Consider the following 19,248-nt stretch of genomic DNA (forward strand, 5'->3'; position numbering starts at 1 on the left):
TCAGGCCGTCACCGCCCGCAGGCTCGCGGGCAGGAACAGCCGCGCCTGCGCCTCGATCTCGGCGGTCAGCGCGGCCATGCCCGGGCAGGCCGGAATCGCCGCCACGGCCTCGCGCGTCAGTCTCGACAGCCGATCCAGCGCGCCGCCGGTGCCCAGAAGCGCCGCAGCGTTGGGCCGCCCCAGAGTTGCGTCGCGCCCGGCAGGCTTGCCGATCTCCTCCTGGCGGCAGGCGACGTCACGCAGGTCGTCGGCGACCTGATAGGCCTCGCCGAGGCACTCGCCGAGGCGGCGCCAGGGCTCCGAATCCGCTCCCGCCGCGGCGGCGCCGGCGACGGTGGCGGCGGCGAACAGGGCCCCGGTCTTCGCCTGCTGGTAGTCGCTGAGGCTGATATGGGCCTCCGATTCCCAGGCTTGCCCTGCGGCGATGCCCGACGGCGACCCGGCGGCGCGACCGAGGAGGCCCACGAGCCGTCCCAGCCGCGCGGGATGGGAGCCGGCGGACCGGGCCAGTGTCTCGAAGGCCAGGACGATCAGGGCGTCGCCGGTCAGGACGGCGATGGGCTCGCCGAAGGCGACATGGACGGAGGGCTTCTGCCGCCGCATCGGCGCATCGTCGAAGCACGGCAGGTCGTCATGGACCAGGGAGGCGCAGTGCAGAAGTTCGATGGCTGCGGCCGCCGCTTCTGAGCCGGCCGGGTCGTCATCGCCGCAGGCGCGGGCGACCGACAGGCACAGCCGCGGCCGGATCCGATGCCCGCCCGGGAACACCGCGTAACGGAGCGCCTCCGCCAGAAGGGGCGGCGCGCCCGGCGCCTCCGCGTGAGCAACGGCGCGATCCAGCGCCATCTCGATCCGCCGACCGGACTCCATCGCGTTGCCTCCCGTGTTGTGTGCGGTTGTCAGCAACAAGTGTCATTTCTTATTGACACTTTGGCGCCGGCAGATCAATCCCGTTTCCGGGGGAGAAGGTGGAGCGACCGTGGCGCAGGAGCGCGTCGTCGTGATCGGAGCGGGGATCGGTGGTCTCGCCGCGGCCGTGCGGCTCGCTCATGCCGGATTCCACACCACGGTCCTCGAACGGGCGCAGCAGCCTGGCGGAAAGATGCGCGCCATCCCCGTCGGAGACCGCGCCATCGAGGCCGGCCCGACCGTCTTCACGATGCGCTGGGTCTTCGAGGAGCTTTTCGCGGAATGCGGCGCAGAGCTCGGGGACCGGGTCTCCCTGGCGCCGGCTCGGCTCCTCGCCCGGCATGCCTGGAGCCGGGACGAGCGCCTCGACCTGTTCGCCGACATCGAGGCGTCCGCCGACGCCGTCGCGGCCTTTGCGGGACGGCGTGAGGCGGACGGCTATCGGCGCTTCTGCGCCCGCTCGGCGGAGGTCTACCGCACCCTCGAAGGGCCGTTCATCCGCGAGGGCCGGACCGGCCCCGCCGGCCTCGCGCAAAGGGTCGGCCTGTCGGGCCTCGGCGATCTCTGGCGGATCCAGCCCTTCACCACGCTCCAGTCTGCGCTGGGCAGCTACTTCCGCGATCCCCGGCTGCTCCAGCTGTTCGGACGCTACGCCACCTATTGCGGCGCCTCGCCCTACACCGCGCCGGCGACGCTGATGCTCGTCGCCCATGTCGAGCAGGCCGGAATCTGGACCGTTTCGGGCGGCCTCAGCGGCCTCGCGCGGGCCGTGGCCGATCTCGCCGCGGAGCGGGGCGCGGCCTTCCGCTACGCTGCGGAGGCCGAGCGGATCCTCACCGCGGGCGGTCGGGTCGTCGGCGTGCGCCTGGCCGACGGCACGACGGTTCCGGCCGACCGCGTCGTCTGCAATGCCGATTGCGCCGCCCTCGGCGCGGGCCTGTTCGGACCGGACGCCGCCGTCGCCGGCGAGCGGCTCGCGCCCAGCGAGCGCTCGCTGTCCGCCGTCACATTCTGCGCGGAGGCGGTGCCTGCCGGCTTCCCGCTGGCGCACCACACGGTCTTCTTCTCCCGCGATTACCGGGCCGAGTTCGACACGATCCTGCGCGACCGTCGCCTGCCCGACGATCCCACGGTCTACGTCTGTGCCCAGGACCGGGACGCGGCGGGGACCGCGCCGCAGGGGCCCGAGCGCCTGCTCATGCTCGTCAACGCACCGGCGGATGGCCGGGAGCGACCGCTCACGCCGTCGGAGACCCAGAGATGCGAGACAACCCTGATCCGCCGGTTGGAGGCTTGCGGGCTCACCCTGACCTTCGCGTCGTCGGCGGTGACCACGACGCCACGGGATTTCGACGCCCTCTTTCCCGGGACGGGCGGAGCGCTCTACGGGCGGGCGGCGCAGGGATGGGCGACGACCTTCAAGCGCGCGGGCGCCCGGACGGCGCTGCCGGGCCTCTATCTGGCGGGGGGCTCGATCCATCCCGGCCCGGGCGTGCCGATGGCCGCGCAATCGGGTCGGCTGGCAGCGGCGGCGATCCTGGAGGACCGCGATTCGATGGCCCGGTCGCGCGGGGCGGCTACGCGTGGTGGTACGTCGATGCGGTGAGCGACGATGGCCGTCACGGCCTCACGATCATCGCGTTCATCGGAAGCGTGTTCTCGCCCTACTACGCGTGGAGCGCCGAGAAGGACCCCTTCGCCCATTGCGCCATGAACGTGGTCCTCTACGGCGATCGCGGCCGCTTCGCGATGACCGAGCGGCGCGCCGCCAGCCTGTCGCGCGGCCCCGACCACATCACTATCGGCCCGAGCGCGATGCACTGGGATGGCACGGCGCTGACCGTTCGCATCGACGAGCGCGGGGCGCCGCTGCCCCATCGACTCCGCGGCACCGTCCGTCTCGAGCCGCGCGGTTTCACGGCGGGCCCGTTCCATCTCGACAGGGCGGGCCGCCACCGCTGGTGGCCGATGGCGCCGTCCTCCCGGGTCGAGGTGGATTTCGACCAGCCGGATCTGCGCTGGAGTGGCGGAGGATACTTCGACACGAATGACGGCGACGAACCGCTGGAGGCCGCCTTCTCCCGGTGGACGTGGTGCCGGGCGGACCTGCCGGACGGCGCCGCGATCCTGTACGACGTCCACCACCGAGACGGCGGCGGACAGAATCTGTCGCTCCGGTTCTCAGCCGACGGCAGCCGCCGCGAGATACGGCCGCCGCCCGCGGCGTCGCTGCCGGCGACCGGGTTCTGGCGGATGCCGCGCGAGACCCGCAGCGATGACGGGCGGTCGCGGGTGCTCGCGACCTACGAGGACACGCCGTTCTACGCCCGCTCGCTCCTCGCCTCGACGCTGGGCGGCGAGCCGGTGCGGGCCATGCACGAGAGCCTGTCGCTCGACCGGTTCCGCAACCCGCTGGTGCGGCTCATGCTGCCCTTCCGGATTCCCCGGCCGCTGGCCCCGTGAGGGCCTGGATGTCGACGCCGCCCCTCCCGGTTCGGTGCCGACCTTCGAAGACCGTCCAGGGCCGGATGCGGTGGGCAATGCAGGCGAGCGTTGCGACGCTCAGCACGAATCCGAGGGGAAAGCCGGTCAGCCCCGCCACCTCCCGCGTGACCGCGAAGAGCGGCGCACAGCAGATCAGGACGCGTTCGTGCGGTCGCAATCCGCCCGCCCGGTGCGCGGCGAGGGCCAGCAGGAGCGTGGCCGGGACGACGGGTGCCAGATCGTAGACCGGCAGATACGGCGACAGCATCGGCGCGGCGGCGACGAGCGCCGCCGCGCGCAGCGCCGCGTCGGTGGGGCGGCACCAGGCGCGGCAGGCCACCCCGAGGGCCAGTGCGGCGACGAGCACCTGCGCGATCCAGGCTGTGGCCATCGCGCCGCCGACCAAGCGCACGGCCCCGAACGCGCTGGCATTGAGGTCGAGGCCCGCGGCGGCGTTCTGCAGAATGATCCGATTCGTGTCTCCGAGCGTGCCGAAGAAGCCGCTCCAGGGCGCCGTGCCGAAGAGGGCCAGCGATGCGAGGCAGAGGACCAGCACCGTGGCGAGGCAGGCCGCCAGACAATCCCGCCGCCCGGTCGCCAGCAGGAGCACGGGCGCCAGCGCCGCGAAATGCGGCTTGTAGGCCAGCAGGCCGAAGCAGAGCCCGGCCAGCCAGGGGCGCCGGTCCAAGAGCACCGCGCCGAGGGTCAGAAGCGACGCCGTGAACAGAGCGTTCTGGCCGTAGGCGAGGTTGCTCAGCACCAAGGGATGCGCGAGCGCGACGAAAGCCACATCCATCCGGCCGGCTGCCACGCGCATCGTCAGCGCGAACAGTGCGACCGAGAGTGCAATCCAGAGCAGATAGGCCGGCTGCGGTTCCATGAGCGCCATGGCGGCCGCCGGCAGGAGGAACACCGGCGGGTAGTGCCAGGCGAAGCGGCAATCCTGCCCGAAGGCGGCCTTCATGTTCGCCAGATGCACCGGCAGATCGTAGGGCTCGTTGGCCCGGCCCTCCAGAGCGGAACGGCCCGCCGTCCAGACCTGAGCGAAATCGTTTCCGAGCGGATCGCCGTACCAGTTCCGCCGCGGCTCCGGGCCGGTCCCGTAGACCAGCAGGACCAGGGCGAGGCCGAACGGGACCAGCACACGGGCCGCGCGCACGGCAAAGGCGGACAGTCGGGCGTCGCTGCTCACGAGATTCGCGAGGTCGGCCCATAAGGCAGGCAGGCGTGCGGTCGCGGGGCCCGGCGCGCGGGACTGGGGAGGCGCAGGCATCGGGCGATTTCGGTATCCAGACTTGGCGGAAGCTTAGGTTCCCGCGGTTTGAAGCCCGTTAACAGCGCTGTTTGCGGCCCGGCCCGGCTTGTGCGAGAGGGCGGCGGCTGCGATCCTTGCGCCGTCAACCGGGGCGGTCACCTTGATGCGACTGGACGAGGCGTCTTCGGCCCCGCGCGTCCTGATTTACAGCCACGACACCTTCGGGCTGGGGCATCTGCGCCGCTCGCGGGCGATCGCCAACGCGATCGTGGCGTGCAACCGCGGCGCTCAAGCGATGATCGTCTCGGGCTCGCCGGTGGTTGATCGCTTCGCCTTTGCGCCGGGCGTCCGGACCGTCCGGCTGCCGCCGGTGACCAAGTTCGCGGATGGCAATTATGCCAGCCTCGACGCGGCGACCCCCCTCGCCCGCACGGTCGAGCAGCGGTCGGCGATCATCGCCCAGGCCTGCGGAACCTTCCGCCCCGACCTGATCATCGTCGACAAGGAACCGGCCGGCTTCCACGGCGAGTTGCTGCCGGTGCTGGAAGGCGCCGCCGACCGCGACATCCGCCTGGTCCTCGGACTGCGCGACGTCCTCGACGACGCCGATCGTCTCGTGCCCGAATGGGAGCGCAAGGGGGCGATCGAGACGATGGTGCAGTTCTACGACGAGATCTGGGTCTATGGGCTGAGCCGGATCCATCAGCCCCTCGCGGCGCTGCCGATGGATCCCGAGATCGCCGCGCGCATCGACGCGCGGCTGATCTATACCGGCTATCTGCGCCGGGACCTCCCGGAGCGCCGCGCCGGCCGCAAGGAGCCGGCCATCGCCGACGGCCCGTTCATTCTGGTCACGCCGGGCGGCGGCGGCGATGGTGCCGCCCTGATCGACTGGGTGATCGCCGCCTACGAGGCCGATCCTGCGATCCCTTTGCCCGCCCTGATTGCCTTCGGTCCCTTCCTCGATACCGCCACCCGCGACGGTTTCGCGGCGCGCATCCGCGCGCTCGGCGGAAGAATCGCCGCGATCACCTTCGACAGCGAGATCGAGTTCCTGTTGCGAAAGGCCGCCGGCATCGTCGCCATGGGGGGCTACAACACCTTCTGCGAGATTCTGTCCTTCGACCGTCGCGCAATCCTCGTGCCCCGGACCGAGCCGCGGCGGGAGCAGGCGATCCGGGCGCTCGCGGCCGAGCGGCTCGGCCTCGCGCGGGTCCTAATGGAGGCCGAGGGCCGGACGCCCGGGCGCATGGCGGCCGCGCTCCGCGACCTGCCGGAGCAGGATCCGCCGTCGCGGGTGCTGGTGCCGGGTCTGCTCGACGGCCTCGACGCGGTCGCCCGCCGCGTGCGGGCGCTGACGGCGCGCGGCAGCGCGGACGAAGAGACCCGCGCGTGCCTGCAGGCCTATTCGTGAGCGCCAAACGGGTCGCCGTGGTGCTGAAGGGCTATCCGCGGCTCTCCGAGACCTTCATCGCGCAGGAGCTGCTCGTCTTGGAGCGGCGCGGTCTGTCCCTGGAGATCTGGTCCCTGCGCCGCCCGACCGACCGGGCGCGCCATCCGATGCACGGGCAGATCCGAGCCGAGGCCGCCTACCTGCCCGAATATCTGCGCGATGCGCCGCTGCGTGTGCTCCGCGGACTCGGTGCGGCGTTCCGGCGGCGGAACCTCCCGGCGCTTCTCGCGCTGTTCGCCCGCGACTTCCGGCGCGACCCGACGGCGTCGCGGCTGCGCCGCCTCGGGCAGGCCCTGGTCCTCGCCCGGGAACTGCCGGCCGACGTCACCCATATTCATGTGCATTTTCTGCATACGCCGGCCAGCGTCGCCCGCTACGCCGCGCTGCTCACCGCGCGCCGGTGGAGCTTCTCGGCGCATGCCAAGGATATCTGGACGACGCCGGACTGGGAGCTGACCGAGAAGCTGCGCGACGCCGCTTGGGGTGTGACCTGTACCCGCGACGGGCTTGCACGGCTGGACGCGCTCGCGCCCGGCCGGACGCTGCTCGCCTACCACGGGCTCGACCTCAGCCGCTTTCCGATCCCGCCGCCGCATGAAACGCGCGACGGCACGGATCCGGCCCGGCCGCTCCGGCTCCTCTGCGTCGGCCGGCTCGTCGCCAAGAAGGGGCACGACGATCTCATCGACGCCCTGGCCACCCTGCCCCCAGGCCTGCATTGGCAGCTCGACCTGATCGGCGGCGGAGAGCTGCGCGCTGCCCTGGAGGCGCGGGTTGGCACCTGTGGCCTCGCTGAGCGGATCCGCTTCCGGGGCGCCCTGGCGCAGCCTGCGGTGATCGAGGCCATGCGCGCGGCCGATCTGTTCGTCCTGCCGACGAAGCCGGCCCTGGGCGGCGACCGCGACGGATTGCCGAACGTGCTGATGGAGGCGGCAAGCCAAGCGTTGCCGATTCTGGCGACCGCATTCGCCGGCACGCCGGAATTCATCACCGATGGCACGCACGGGGTCCTGGTCCCGCCAGGCGACCCGGCGGTGCTGGCGGCGGCGCTGATCCGTCTCGCCGACGATCCGGGCCTCCGCCGGAGGCTGGGCGAGGCCGCCCGGGCGCGGCTTGTGCGAGACTTCTCCGAGGAGGCCGCGATCGCGCTGATCGCCGGCCGGCTGCGTGCCTCCGCGGGTCTGTCGTCGGACGTGGCCGCACACGAATCGGAGCTGCCCGCGTGCGCGTCCTGATCGCGGTCACGCATCTCTTGGGCGCGGGGCATCTCACCCGCGCCGCCGCCCTCGCCCGCGCCTTCGCGGCGGCCGGTCACGAGACGCTGCTGGTCTCGGGCGGCGTTCCGGCGCCGATGGTCCGCCGCGACGGCCTGCGCCTCGTTCAGCTGCCGCCGCTCCGGATCGCCGGCACGGAGTTCTCGACGCTGCTGGAGCCCGACGGCCGTCCGGCCGAGCCGGCGCTGCTGGCACGCCGCAGCGCCCTGATGATCGAGACCGTGACGGCCTTCGCACCGGATGCCGTCATCACCGAGCTGTTCCCCTTCGGCCGGCGCGCCCTGGCACACGAGTTCCTGGCTCTGGTGGATGCCGCTCGTGCAGGTCGGCCGCGCCCGCTCGTCCTCGCATCCGTCCGCGACATTCTCGTCGCCTCGACGAAGCCCGCGCGCATCGCCGAGGCGCACGCACGCGTGGCGGACCTCTACGACGCCGTTCTGGTACACGGCGATCCGGCTCTCGTGCCCCTCGATGCCTCCTGGCCCGTCGATGCGGCCACCGCCGCGAAAGTCCGGTACACCGGCTACGTGGACGAGGGCACGGTCGCTTCGCCGGCAACCCGTCGCGCTGGCGTGCTGGTCGCCGCCGGATCCGGGCCGGCCGGGCTGGTTCTGCTCGGCGCTGCCGCCGAGGCGGCCCGGCAACGGCCGGATCTCGGCTGGCGGATCCTCGCCGGCCATGGCGTGCCCGAGGCGGCGCTGTCCGGGATCGGCCGCGATCTTCCTCCGGGCGTCCTCGGCCGTGCCCGGCCCGACTACCGCGCCCTCCTGGCCGGAGCCGCCGTCTCTGTGAGCCAGTGCGGCTACAACACGGCCATCGATCTCCTCGCCACGGGCACGCCCGCCGTGCTGGTGCCGTTCGAGGCCGGCGTCGAGACCGAGCAACGCCTGCGCGCCGCGTGCCTCGCCGCCCGCGGTCTCGCCCGTGGGCTGCCGGAATCGGAGTTGACGGCCCAAACCCTGGTCCAGGCCGTCGAGGCCCAGGCGGCTGCACCCGTCCCCGGTCCGCACGGCATCGACATCGCCGGCGCCCGGCGCACGGTGGAACTGGTCGAGAGCCTGCACGGCGTCGACCCAGCGCGGCGCGGATCCGTTCCCGCGACGGATCCGGCCTTCGCGGTCATCGATCGCGCCCTGGATTCCGTGGCCGCCCGCGGCGGGCGTATTCCGCTGTTCTGGCGCGACGACGATGCGATCGCGGCGAGCCCGAAGCTCGATCGGCTCGTGGGGCTTGCGGAGGCGCACGGCATCCCGCTGCTCCTCGCGGCAATTCCGTCCGGGATCGAGCCGTCGCTCCAACGGCGCCTCGAAACGGCTCCGGGCGTGAGGGTCGCCATTCATGGCCTCGCCCACAGCAACCATGCGCACCCCGGCGAGAAGCCGGCGGAGTTCGGTGCGCACCGGCCCCTCGATATCCGGATCGCGGAGGCCGCGGCCGGCTTGCGGATCGCCCGCGCGCGGCTGGCGGAGGCCACGGTGCTGCCGGTCTTCGTCCCACCCTGGAACCGCCTCGCGCCGGATCTCGCCGCCGCCCTGCCTGATCTCGGCTATTGCGGCCTCTCGGCCGTACCCGGCCCACCGGTTCCGGGTCTGCGCCGGCTCGACGCCACGCTCGACCCGATCGACTGGCGGGGCACCCGGTCCCTGCGCGATCCGGAGGCGCTGCTGACCGGCGTCGCCGACGCCATCCTCCGTGCGCCGGAGCAGCCGGTCGGTCTGCTGACCCACCATCGCGTCCATGACGACGCCCTCTGGAGCTTCGTCGCGGCGCTGATCGCGCACCTCGTCCGGCACCCGGCGATACAGCTGCTGGATCTTCGCGAGCACTTCGGCGTCGCCGCGATGGACATGGGCCCCAAGGCGTCTAAGTCTCGGGTCTCACAGATCGCGAGGACGGGTTGAGCCCGCTATTGTCCATCCGCGACCTCGCGGTCGCGTTCCGCACGGAGAGCGGCCCGTTCGAGGCGCTGCACGGCCTGTCCCTCGACGTTCACCGCGGCCGGACCCTTGCTCTCGTCGGGGAGTCCGGCTCGGGCAAATCGGTGACCGCCCAGGCGATCCTCCGGATTCTGCCCCCGGCCGCCGCCATCACCCGTGGCCGGATCCTGTTTCGGGATGGCGAAACGGAGACCGACATCGCGCGCCTCCCCGCCGACAGCGAGGCGATGCGGGCGATCCGCGGCCAGCGGATCGCGATGATCTTCCAGGAGCCGATGACCTGCCTGTCTCCGCTCCACACGGTGGGCGATCAGATTGGCGAGGCCCTGCGGATCCATACCGGTGCCGACCGCAAGGAGGCGGATGCCCGAACCGAGGAGGCGCTGGCCCGGGTCGGCTTCCCCGATCCGCACCGCGCCCTGCGGACCTATCCGTTCGAGCTGTCCGGGGGCCTACGCCAGCGGGCCATGATCGCCATGGCGCTCATCCTGAAGCCCGCCCTGCTGGTGGCCGACGAGCCGACCACCGCGCTCGATGTCACAACGCAGGCCCAGATCCTCGCCCTGCTCGCCCGGCTCCAGGAGGAGACCGGGATGGCGATCCTGCTGATCACGCACGATCTCGGCGTGGTGGCCAACATCGCCCACGACGTGGCGGTCCTGTATCGCGGCCGCCTCGTGGAGGCGGGCCCGCGCGACACGGTGATGCGGACGCCGGGCCATGCCTATCTCCGCGCGCTCCTTCACGCGGTGCCCCGCTTCGACATGCAACCCGGCGAGCGCCTGACGCCGATCCGCCCCGCGCGGGCCGAGATACCGCCCGGGCAGAAGCCCGCGCCGCTGGCGGGGCCGCTCCTCCAGGTCGAGGGCGTCAGCAAGAGCTTCACCCTGCGCGCGGGACGGATGTGGCAGAAGCCGCGGACCGTCCATGCGGTCTCAGACGTCTCGCTCAGCCTCGCGGGCGGCCAGACGCTCGGGCTCGTCGGCGAGTCCGGATCGGGCAAAACCACCGTCTCGAAGATGATCATGCGGGCGCTGCGGCCTGATGCCGGGCGGATCCTGTTCGACGACGGCAGCGGCCCCCGGGACGTCCACGCCTTGAGCGGCGATGCGTTGTTCGCCTATCGCCGCACGGTCCAATTCGTGTTCCAGGACCCCTACGCGTCCCTGGATCCGCGCATGACCGTGCGCCAGATCCTGTCCGAGCCGATGGAGATCCACGGCGTCCCGGCAGGAGAGCGACGGGAGCGCTGTCGTGCCCTGATGGCGATGGTCGGTCTGGAGTCGAGCGGTCTCGGCCGCTACCCGCACGCCTTCTCGGGCGGCCAGCGGCAGCGCATCGGCATCGCCCGGGCCCTCGCCCCGAAGCCGCGGCTGCTGGTGCTCGACGAGCCGGTCTCGGCCCTCGACGTCTCGGTCCAGGCCCAGATCCTGAACCTGCTCAAGGATCTCCAGGCGGCGCTGGGGCTCTCCTACCTCATCGTCTCCCACAATCTGGCAGTGATCGACTACATGGCTGATACCATCAGCGTGATGTGCCGGGGGCGCATCGTCGAGGAGGCGCCCCGCGCCGCCCTGTTCCGCCGTCCGGTGCATCCCTATACGCAGGCGCTGCTCGCGGCCGTGCCGGATCCGAGCCTCGACCATCCGCTCGATTTCGCGGCGGTCGCGGGCGACCAGAACGATCCGATGCGCTGGGAGGAGCCTTTTCGCCTGGCCCCCGACGAGGCCGGGGCGATGCGCGCGGTCGAGATCGGCCACCGGGTGCGCTTCGGCGCCGCCCACGCGGTCGAGGCCGCGTGATGCAGGCCCGGCCACCCGTGATGCTGGAGCGCCTGCGCCGCAAGGTGCTGTCGCCGCTCTTCGACCGCCTGGGCTACGACCTCGTCCCGGCGGCCCCCGACTGGAGCCACCGGCCGACGTCACCGCGCGAGGTGGCGACGCTGCTCGAATCGGCCGCCGCCATCCTGGAACGGGATCTCGCCGCCGCCGGCCTGGTTCCGGATGGCGACGTCCTCGAACAGGTCCAGGCGTTCTGGGCGCTGATCCCCACCGCGCCCGTCCGCCAGCGCCGGGGCGGGAGCGGCTTCAACGGCGCGTTGCAGCTCTACATCGCGATGCGGGCGCTGAAGCCGGATTTCGTGGTCGAATCCGGCGTGTTCCGCGGCCTCACCACCTGGGTCATCCGGCAGGCCCGCCCGCAGGCACAGATCTTCTGCCACGATCCCGACCTGTCGGGCCTCCAGTACCGCGACCGGCAGGCGCGCTACAGCACCGCCGACTGGTCGAAAGCCGACTGGTCCATACTGGACCCGGCGCGGACGGTGGCGTTCTTCGACGACCACGTCGCCCAGGGGCGGCGGGTCGTCGAGGCGCAGGCCCGGGGCCTGACCCGTCTGCTCTTCGACGACGATGCGGCCGGACACCGGATCCACGCCCATGGCGGACCTGCGCATCCGACCATCGCGATGATCACCGGCCCCGAACGCAGCCCGGAGCCGATCCGCTGGACCCGGAACGGCCGCCACTTCGAGCAGCCGGCCGACGATTCTCTTCTCCGGCAGGCTGCAGACCTGATCGTGCGGTCGCATGCCTTCGATGACCTGCACCGGGCCACGGGCTACTCGCCGGCGCGGCTGACCTCGGTGACGCTTCGGGGCAGCCCATGAGCGCCGGGGACTTCCGGGACGATTCTTCCGCCTCCCTCCCTCGCCGCGGCAGGCGGGACGGCACGGTCTCCCGCCGCGCCCTCCTCGTCGGCTTGGGCGCCACATTGAGCTGGTCGCGCGCGCCGTCATGGGCCTTCGCAGAGACGCCGCCGACGGATGCGCCCGGGCCGCCGACCAAGCCCGCCGTCGCCGACCTCGCTGCCCATGGCCGCCGTCTCGGGACGGCAGGCGGCACGATCCGGACCCTCATCGCGAAGGCCCGGGATGTCCGCTACCTGTCGGTCTACGGCTATACCCGCTTGGTCGGCTACGATGCCGCGCTGAACCTGCGGCCCGACGTGCTGGAGCGTGTCGATGTCGAGGGCGGGCGCTTCACCTTCACGCTCCGCCAGGGCCACCGCTGGTCGGACGGCCATCCGTTCACCACGGAGGATTTCCGCTATTACTGGGAGGACGTCGCCAACGAGAAGGCGCTGAATCCCGATGGGCCGCCGGCCTTCTTCCGGGTCGACGGCAAGCTGCCGCAGGTGGAATTCCTCGACCCGGTCACGGTCCGCTACAGCTGGGACCGGCCGAACCCGATGTTCCTGCCCGCCCTGGCGGCGCCGCGGGACCCGCTGATCTACCGGCCGGCGCACTACCTGAAACCGTATCATGCCCGCTATATCGGCAAGGAGGCGGCCGACGCGAAGGCCAAGGCGCTCAAGCTCCGCAGCTGGGCGGCGCTGCACAACCGCCTCGACGACAATTACGAGCTCAACAATCCGGAGTGTCCGACCCTGCAGGGCTGGGTGCCGCGGACCCGCTCGCCGGCCACCCGGTTCCGCTTCGAGCGCAACCGCAGCTACCACCGGGTCGACACGGCCGGCACGCAACTGCCCTATGTCGACACCATCGTGATGGACGTGGCTTCGCAGGGCCTCCTGGTCGCCAAGACCAACGCCGGCGAGGCCGACCTGATGTTTCGCGGCCTGACGATGCCCGATATCCCGAGCCTCAAGGAGGGTGAGGCGGCCCATCGGTACCGCACCAACCTGTGGCCCGTGGCCCGGGGATCGGAGATCGCCCTCTACCCGAATCTCACCACGACGGATCCGGCTTGGCGGCAGCTCAACCGCGACGTGCGCTACCGGCACGCCCTGTCGCTCGCCATCGATCGCCGGACCCTGAACAACACGCTGCTGTTCGGACTGGGCACCGAGGGGAACGATACGATCCTCTCGGACAGCGCCCTCTTCGAGCCGGAGATGCGGACGCTGAACGCCGCCTACGATCCGGCGCAGGCGGCGAAGCTCCTCGATGAACTCGGTCTGACCGGACGCGACGGCGCGGGCACGCGGCTGCTGCCCGGTGGGCGGCCGCTGGAGATCGTGGTGGAGAGCGACGGCGAGGCCGAGATGGTGCTGGACGCGCTGCTCCTCATCACGGAGTTCTGGCGCGAGGTCGGCATCCGGCTGATCACAAAGCCGCAGGAGCGCACCAACCTGCATCGGCGCTCCATCGGCGGCATGACCATCATGGTAGCCGCCCAGGGGCTCGACCTCGCGGTGCCGACCGCGATCATGCCGCCGACCGAGCTGAGCCCTGCCCAGCCGGAGCACTATTCCTGGCCCCTTTGGAGCATGAACGTCGAGAGCCGCGGCAAGAGCGGCGAGCCCTGCGACGTTCCGGAGGTCCAGCGGCTGCTCGACCTCGACCGCCAGTGGCGCGACACCGACGACGCCGCCAAGCAGGCCGCGATCTGGCGCGAGATGCTGACGAATCACGCGCGCAACACCTGGGTGATCGGCACGGTGGCGGGGGCGCTCCAGCCCGTTGTCGGCGCGGATCGCCTGATCAACCTTCCGAAGCGCGCCCTCTATTCCTGGGAACCCACTGCGATGATCGGCGTGCAGCGCCTCGACGAGCTGTTCTGGGAGACCGGCGCCGACACCCGCGCGGAGGTCCGGTGATCCGTCAGATCCTTCGCCGGATCGTCACCATGGCGGTGACGCTGCTGGTCATTTCGGCGCTCGTCTTCATCATCATCAAGCTGCCGCCCGGCGACTACCTGTCCAACCGGATCATGGAGCTGCGCGCCACCGGCGATGCCAGCTCCGTGGCGAAGGCGGAGTTGCTGATCCAGCAATACGGGCTCGACCGCCCGGTCTGGCAGCAATACCTGATGTGGATCGGGGTGATGCCCGGCTCGGTTGGGTTCTCGGGCCTGCTCCAGGGCGATTGGGGCTGGTCGTTCGAGTACGACAAGCCGGTGGCGGATGTCGTCGGCGACGCCCTGTGGTTGACCCTGCTGATCAATCTGACGGCCGTGGTGTTCGTCCACCTCGTCGCGATCCCGGCGGCGATCTATTCGGCGACACACCGGAACACGGTCGGCGACGCCGTCGTGACCCTGCTGGGCTATGTCGGCCTCGCGGTCCCGGGCTTCCTGCTGGCGCTGATCCTGCTCTTCTACGCCAACCGCTGGTTCGGGCTGTCGATCGGCGGCCTCTACGATTCGGCCCTCACCAACCAGCCCTGGACCTGGGAGAAGGTCCGCTCGCTCCTGGCGCATCTCATCGTGCCGACCCTGGTGATCGGACTCGGCGGTACGGCGGCCATGATCCGGCGGATGCGTGCCAACCTGCTGGACGAACTGGCCAAGCCCTACACGGTCACGGCCCGCGCCAAGGGCCTGCCGCCCCTGCAGGCGTTGCTGAAGTATCCGTTCCGGATGTCGCTGAACCCGTTCGTGGCGGATATCGGCAACCTGCTGCCGCACCTCGTCTCGGGTTCGGTTCTGGTCTCTCTGGTGCTCAGCCTGCCGACCGTCGGGCCGCTGCTCCTCGAAGCCCTGCGCAGTCAGGATCAGTTCATGGCCGGCTTCCTCCTGATGTTCGTCGCGGCCTTGACCCTCGTCGGCATGCTGATCTCGGACCTGATCCTGGTCTGGCTCGATCCGCGCATCCGCATGGGCCTGCGATGAACCGGCCCGCCATGAACGACGCGCTCGCCGCATCGGGACATTTCGTCGATCCGGCCCCCTTCGAGCCTGAGGCCAGGGCCGAGAGCCCGGTCGCGACGGCGTCCGCCTGGCGGCTGATCCTGCGTAAGTTCCTGCGCCATCGTCTGGCCGTGGCCTCGGCCCTGATCCTGCTCGCCCTCTACGCGATCGTGCCCTTCGTCGAGCAGCTGGCACCCTACGGCCAGGCCCGCCGCAACGGCGACTACCTCTATGCGCCGCCCCAGGGCGTTCACCTGTTCCATGCGGACCGCTTCGTCGGCCCGTTCGTCTATCCCTACCGGGCCCATCTCGACCTCGACACGTTCCGCCGGGACTACAAGGTCGACGCGTCCGCGCCGCAGCCGTTGCGGTTCTTCTGCCGGGGCGACGGCTACGACTGGCTCGGGCTCGTCCACACCGACTGGCACCTCGTCTGCCCGCCGGAGAACGGCACGCTGTTCCTCCTCGGAACCGACAAGCTCGGGCGCGACCTGTTCTCCCGCATGGTCTACGGGGCCCGGATCTCCCTCACCATCGGCCTTGTCGGCGTGGCGATCTCCTTCACCCTCGGGCTCTTCTTCGGCGGTATCGCGGGCTATTTCGGCGGCGTGGTCGATGCCGGGGTTCAGCGGCTGATCGAGGTGGTCCGCTCCCTGCCCGAGCTGCCGCTCTGGCTCGCCCTGTCGGCGGCCCTGCCGCCGAACTGGAGCCCGCTGCTGATCTTCTTCGGGATCACGGTGATTCTCGGGCTGCTCGACTGGCCCGGGCTCGCCCGAGCGGTGCGCGGCAAGCTGCTGGCGCTGCGCGAGGAGGATTTCGTCCAGGCCGCCGAACTCATGGGTGCCTCGCCTGCCCGGGTGATCGGCCGGCACCTGATCCCGAACTTCATGAGCCACCTGATCGCCTCGGCGACCCTGTCGATCCCGACCATGATCCTCGGCGAGACCGCCCTGTCGTTCCTCGGCCTGGGCCTGAGACCGCCGGTTACCAGCTGGGGCGTGCTGCTCAACGAGGCGCAGAATCTTGCGGCGGTGCAGCTCTACCCTTGGCTGCTCCTGCCGGTCCTGCCCGTGCTGGTGACGGTGTTGGCCTTCAATTTCATGGGCGACGGCCTGCGCGACGCGGCCGATCCCTATCACTGACGGAGGCGGCCGTCCCCGCACGTCCGGACGGGCGTCTCTAAACCCCTAACCCGCGAGCGGCAACGGTGCGATACGTGTCGGTGCGGCGACGCCCTTGCGCTCGAGCAGGCCCGGCGGCGGCACCGGGGCGTCGATGGTGCAGACCACGCCGGTCGGCTCGTAGCTGAGGACGACCTCGCCGGCGAGTTCCCGGGCGAGGCTGCGCTCGATCAGACGCGAGCCGAAGCCGGTCCGCGTCGGCTTCTTCACCGGCGGACCGCCGCGCTCGGACCACCGCAGCGACAGCTGCATGTCCTCCGCGCGCCGGACGGTCCACGAGATCTCGACCACGCCGCCCTCCGCGGAGAGCGCGCCGTACTTCACGGCGTTCGTACCGAGTTCGTGCAGGGCCATGGCGATGGACAGCGCGAGCCGTGGCGGCAGACGCAGGGCCGGTCCCACGACCTGGAACCGCGAGTCCCGGCCGGCGCCGGCCTCCAGAGGCCGGATCGCGTCCGCCACGACCGCGGAGAGTTCCGCGCCCTCCCAGCTCTCCCGCGTGAGGACATCGTGGACCCGCGCCAGGGCCAGGAGGCGCGCCTCAAAGGCGGCGCGTGCCGCATCGGCCTCCGCGCCCTCCAGCCCGCGCAGCGACTGGGCGGCGATCGACTGAACCGTCGCCAGGGTGTTCTTCACCCGGTGGTTCAACTCGTGGATCAGGAGCAGCAGGTGCTCCTCGGCATTCTTCGTGTCGGTGATGTCGATGTTGCAGCCGGTGTAGCCCAGGAAATTCTGTCCGTCGTCCAGCCGCGGGACACCCTCGCACTGGAGCCAGCGCACCGCCCCCGTCCGGTCGATCACCCGGGCCTCCGTGCGGAACGGGATCCGGGCCTCGAAGGCCTCCGCGAAGGCGGTCCGGAAGCCGTCCAGATCATCTGGATGGACGATCTGGTGCCAGCCATCGTCGTTGAACTGGTTGGCCGGCAGCCCGAACAGGTGCTCGAAATGAAGATTGGCGAAGCTGACCGCCCCGGTCTCGTCGGTCATCCAGATCAGGGCCGGCGCCGAATCGGCCATGTGCCGGAAGCGCGCCTCGCTCTCGCTCAGGGCGCTCAGGCCGCGCTTGGTCTCCGCCAGCGCCCGGTCGCGCTCCTCTTCCCGGGTCCGCAGCCGGAGCGAGGCCTCGGACAGCACGACGGCGAGTCGCTGGATCTCGTGCACCGGTGAGGACACCCGCGGGATCGCCTCGCCCCGGGCGAGGGCTGGCCCGGAGGCGGCCAGCAACCGGAGGGGGCGCGAGACCCGCGACCAGAGATTCACCGCCAGGAGCGACGACGTGGCGAGGACCAGCAGGCCGAAACCGGCGAACGCCCAGATCCAGCGCCGCACCCGCGCATCGACGACAGTCTGCGGGATGCTGGTGGCGACCATCCAGCCCGTGAGCCGCGAGCGCGCTTCGATCACCACCACCGGCTTGTGCTGGCGGTCCTGGCCGTCCCAGACGCCGGGCGTCGCCGACTGCACCTGTCGAAGGCTGGCAAGGCGCGGCTTGCCGACCACCGCCTCGGGATCCGGCAGCCGGGCGAGAACGATGCCGGCCCGGTCGCTGATGCCGGTGGTCCAGCCCGGGACGACCTCACGGGACAGGATGCCTTGGAGGCGCGACAGGGGCACCGTGAAGCTCAGGATGTAGCCGACCTCGCCGTCGATCATCACCGGCACGCCCACCGCGTAGGTCGCCTCGCCCGGCATCGGACCCGGCACGTAGCCGCTTACCATCGCCCGTTGCGTGCCCCGGGCGAGGTCCTGATCGAAGGGGAACGCGACGATCGGCATCGGCGCCCCACGAGGAACGCCGGTGTTCACCACCTCCTGACCGTTGGGCCGGCGCAGTAGGACGTCCAGATCGATCGATTCGCGCACGAGACGCGCTTGGGCGTCGAACGCCTCGAAATCGCCCTGCCGGATCCGCGGCGAGGTGGCCAGCGTCTGGAGCACCGAGACCAGACCGGCGGTGTCGCGGTCGAGGGATAGGCCGATGCCGCGCACGTTCTCGCGGGCGTCCTGCTCGAAGCGCGCCCGCTCGGCAGAGGCGTAGCGCATCAGCAGGATGCTGGTGAACAGCAGGCCCGGGCCGATCAGCGCGATCACCAGCGCGATCAGGTAGACCTGCGTCGAGAAGCCGTTCCGCCCGAAGCGATGCAGCCGCCGCGACAGCCACGACCGGCGCGCGGGGATGATCGCCGGGACGCCCGCCCCCTCGGCTTGGTGATCCGGACTCAAGCGGGGTCCGTCCCCGGCCCGCAGTGCCCCGCAGGCGCCTTGCCGTTCCCTCGCCTCATGATCGGTCGATATGGCCGAGATCGCGCGCCGGGTCGAGGTGGTCGCGCACGCGTTGCTTCAGGGTCTTCACGTCCGGGAAGCCGCCGTCCCGCACCCGTTCCCAGAGGAGCGCATCGCCCAGCGTGATGCGGAACAGGCCCCCCGAGGCTGGGACGAGGGCGACCTCGCCGAGATCGTCGCGAAAGGTTGAGAGGAGCTCCTGCGCCATCCAGGCTGCGCGCAGCAGCCAGTTGCACTGGGTGCAGTAGGTGATCGCCACGCGCGGCCGATCAGGCCCCGTCGCGCAGGCCGCCGTCACGTCGCTGCCCTGTCTCGCGCCCGCTGGCCCATCGTGCATGACCCCACAGCGCACCGGGCCGCGGGCCTTGTCAACCTCGCCGAAGCCCGTAGCGGCGCGCCTGCCGCCGGCGACGGCCGAACCCGGACTCGGCAATTCGGGATGCGGAGGCGCTTCGCCGGCCCGTCTCCGTACGGCAAAGATCGTCGGCCGCGCTTGACGTCCCGGGCCGCCGCGCTCTAGAACGCCGGCCACCGGGTTGCGGCGCCCTCGAGGGCGAGCGGCTCGATCGCGTGCGTTGAAACGGCACGCCGGTACGGACGGTTAGCACAGCGGTAGTGCGTTCCCTTCACACGGGAAAGGTCGCAGGTTCGATCCCTGCACCGTCCACCATCCCGCTCCCATCCCCAGACGGTCTGATCCCGTGGACCACCGTGTCGGTTTGCCACCCGAAATGCGCGTGCTAAGGGCGCTCGATCGGTGAACGCATAAGCTTGGACCCGGCCCGATCCGGGTCGCAGGTTACGGGCAGGGGAAGGGCGGG

The 19,248-nt window shown here is 71.2% G+C and carries 14 protein-coding genes and 1 tRNA gene; 11 read left to right on the forward strand and 4 right to left on the reverse strand.

Annotated features, from left to right (window positions below; genetic code table 11):
• A complete protein-coding gene (locus P9K36_RS15655; protein ID WP_043352586.1) occupies positions 1-870 on the reverse strand; it encodes a polyprenyl synthetase family protein in 870 nt (289 codons plus the stop codon).
• Positions 871-979: 109 nt separating this feature from the next.
• Here P9K36_RS15655 and crtD point away from each other — a divergent pair, with 109 nt between their 5' ends.
• The gene (gene crtD, locus P9K36_RS15660) at positions 980-2,515 is read left to right on the forward strand and encodes a 1-hydroxycarotenoid 3,4-desaturase CrtD (RefSeq protein WP_278305450.1); all 1,536 of its coding nucleotides are present in this window, start codon (positions 980-982) and stop codon (positions 2,513-2,515) included.
• A complete protein-coding gene (locus P9K36_RS15665) occupies positions 2,512-3,372 on the forward strand; it encodes a carotenoid 1,2-hydratase (protein ID WP_278305451.1) in 861 nt (286 codons plus the stop codon). Before crtD ends, P9K36_RS15665 begins: the two co-directional genes overlap by 4 nt.
• On the opposite strand, the gene P9K36_RS15670 is transcribed toward P9K36_RS15665, so the two are convergent.
• On the reverse strand, positions 3,332-4,585 hold the full coding sequence (locus tag P9K36_RS15670; protein ID WP_278305452.1) for a glycosyltransferase family 87 protein: 1,254 nt from the start codon (positions 4,583-4,585) through the stop codon (positions 3,332-3,334). The genes P9K36_RS15665 and P9K36_RS15670 overlap by 41 nt on opposite strands.
• Before the next feature lie 226 nt (positions 4,586-4,811).
• Here P9K36_RS15670 and P9K36_RS15675 point away from each other — a divergent pair, with 226 nt between their 5' ends.
• From P9K36_RS15675 to P9K36_RS15710, 8 genes are read left to right on the forward strand one after another with little or no spacing between them, the layout of a single operon-like run.
• On the forward strand, positions 4,812-6,062 hold the full coding sequence (locus P9K36_RS15675) for a glycosyltransferase (protein WP_278305453.1): 1,251 nt from the start codon (positions 4,812-4,814) through the stop codon (positions 6,060-6,062).
• Entirely contained in the window at positions 6,059-7,336 is a 1,278-nt protein-coding gene (locus P9K36_RS15680; RefSeq protein WP_278305454.1) for a glycosyltransferase family 4 protein, read from the forward strand. The genes P9K36_RS15675 and P9K36_RS15680 overlap by 4 nt, the downstream gene beginning before the upstream one ends.
• The gene (locus P9K36_RS15685) at positions 7,324-9,276 is read left to right on the forward strand and encodes a glycosyltransferase (protein WP_278305455.1); all 1,953 of its coding nucleotides are present in this window, start codon (positions 7,324-7,326) and stop codon (positions 9,274-9,276) included. Before P9K36_RS15680 ends, P9K36_RS15685 begins: the two co-directional genes overlap by 13 nt.
• Positions 9,273-11,114: an ABC transporter ATP-binding protein gene (locus P9K36_RS15690; RefSeq protein ID WP_179696781.1), complete on the forward strand. Its 1,842-nt coding sequence runs from the start codon at positions 9,273-9,275 to the stop codon at positions 11,112-11,114. Before P9K36_RS15685 ends, P9K36_RS15690 begins: the two co-directional genes overlap by 4 nt.
• Positions 11,114-11,980 carry a hypothetical protein gene (locus P9K36_RS15695; protein WP_179696782.1) on the forward strand — a complete coding sequence of 289 codons (867 nt, stop codon included), beginning with the start codon at positions 11,114-11,116 and terminating at the stop codon, positions 11,978-11,980. The genes P9K36_RS15690 and P9K36_RS15695 overlap by 1 nt, the downstream gene beginning before the upstream one ends.
• On the forward strand, positions 11,977-13,932 hold the full coding sequence (locus P9K36_RS15700; RefSeq protein WP_043355097.1) for an ABC transporter substrate-binding protein: 1,956 nt from the start codon (positions 11,977-11,979) through the stop codon (positions 13,930-13,932). Before P9K36_RS15695 ends, P9K36_RS15700 begins: the two co-directional genes overlap by 4 nt.
• Positions 13,929-14,945 carry an ABC transporter permease gene (locus P9K36_RS15705; protein ID WP_043758002.1) on the forward strand — a complete coding sequence of 339 codons (1,017 nt, stop codon included), beginning with the start codon at positions 13,929-13,931 and terminating at the stop codon, positions 14,943-14,945. The genes P9K36_RS15700 and P9K36_RS15705 overlap by 4 nt, the downstream gene beginning before the upstream one ends.
• Before the next feature lie 11 nt (positions 14,946-14,956).
• A complete protein-coding gene (locus P9K36_RS15710; protein WP_182591601.1) occupies positions 14,957-16,105 on the forward strand; it encodes an ABC transporter permease in 1,149 nt (382 codons plus the stop codon).
• Between the two features lie 45 nt (positions 16,106-16,150).
• On the opposite strand, the gene P9K36_RS15715 is transcribed toward P9K36_RS15710, so the two are convergent.
• Entirely contained in the window at positions 16,151-18,367 is a 2,217-nt protein-coding gene (locus P9K36_RS15715; RefSeq protein ID WP_081948575.1) for an HWE histidine kinase domain-containing protein, read from the reverse strand.
• 55 nt (positions 18,368-18,422) lie between these two features.
• Complete coding sequence (locus P9K36_RS15720) at positions 18,423-18,635, reverse strand: SelT/SelW/SelH family protein (RefSeq protein WP_278307287.1); 213 nt, start codon at positions 18,633-18,635, stop codon at positions 18,423-18,425.
• A gap of 387 nt (positions 18,636-19,022) precedes the next feature.
• On the opposite strand from P9K36_RS15720, the gene P9K36_RS15725 reads away from it, so the two are divergent.
• A tRNA-Val gene (locus P9K36_RS15725) sits at positions 19,023-19,097 on the forward strand.
• Positions 19,098-19,248 lie beyond the last annotated feature (151 nt).

It is taken from the genome of Methylobacterium sp. 391_Methyba4 (assembly GCF_029691625.1).
Taxonomy (GTDB): domain Bacteria; phylum Pseudomonadota; class Alphaproteobacteria; order Rhizobiales; family Beijerinckiaceae; genus Methylobacterium; species Methylobacterium fujisawaense.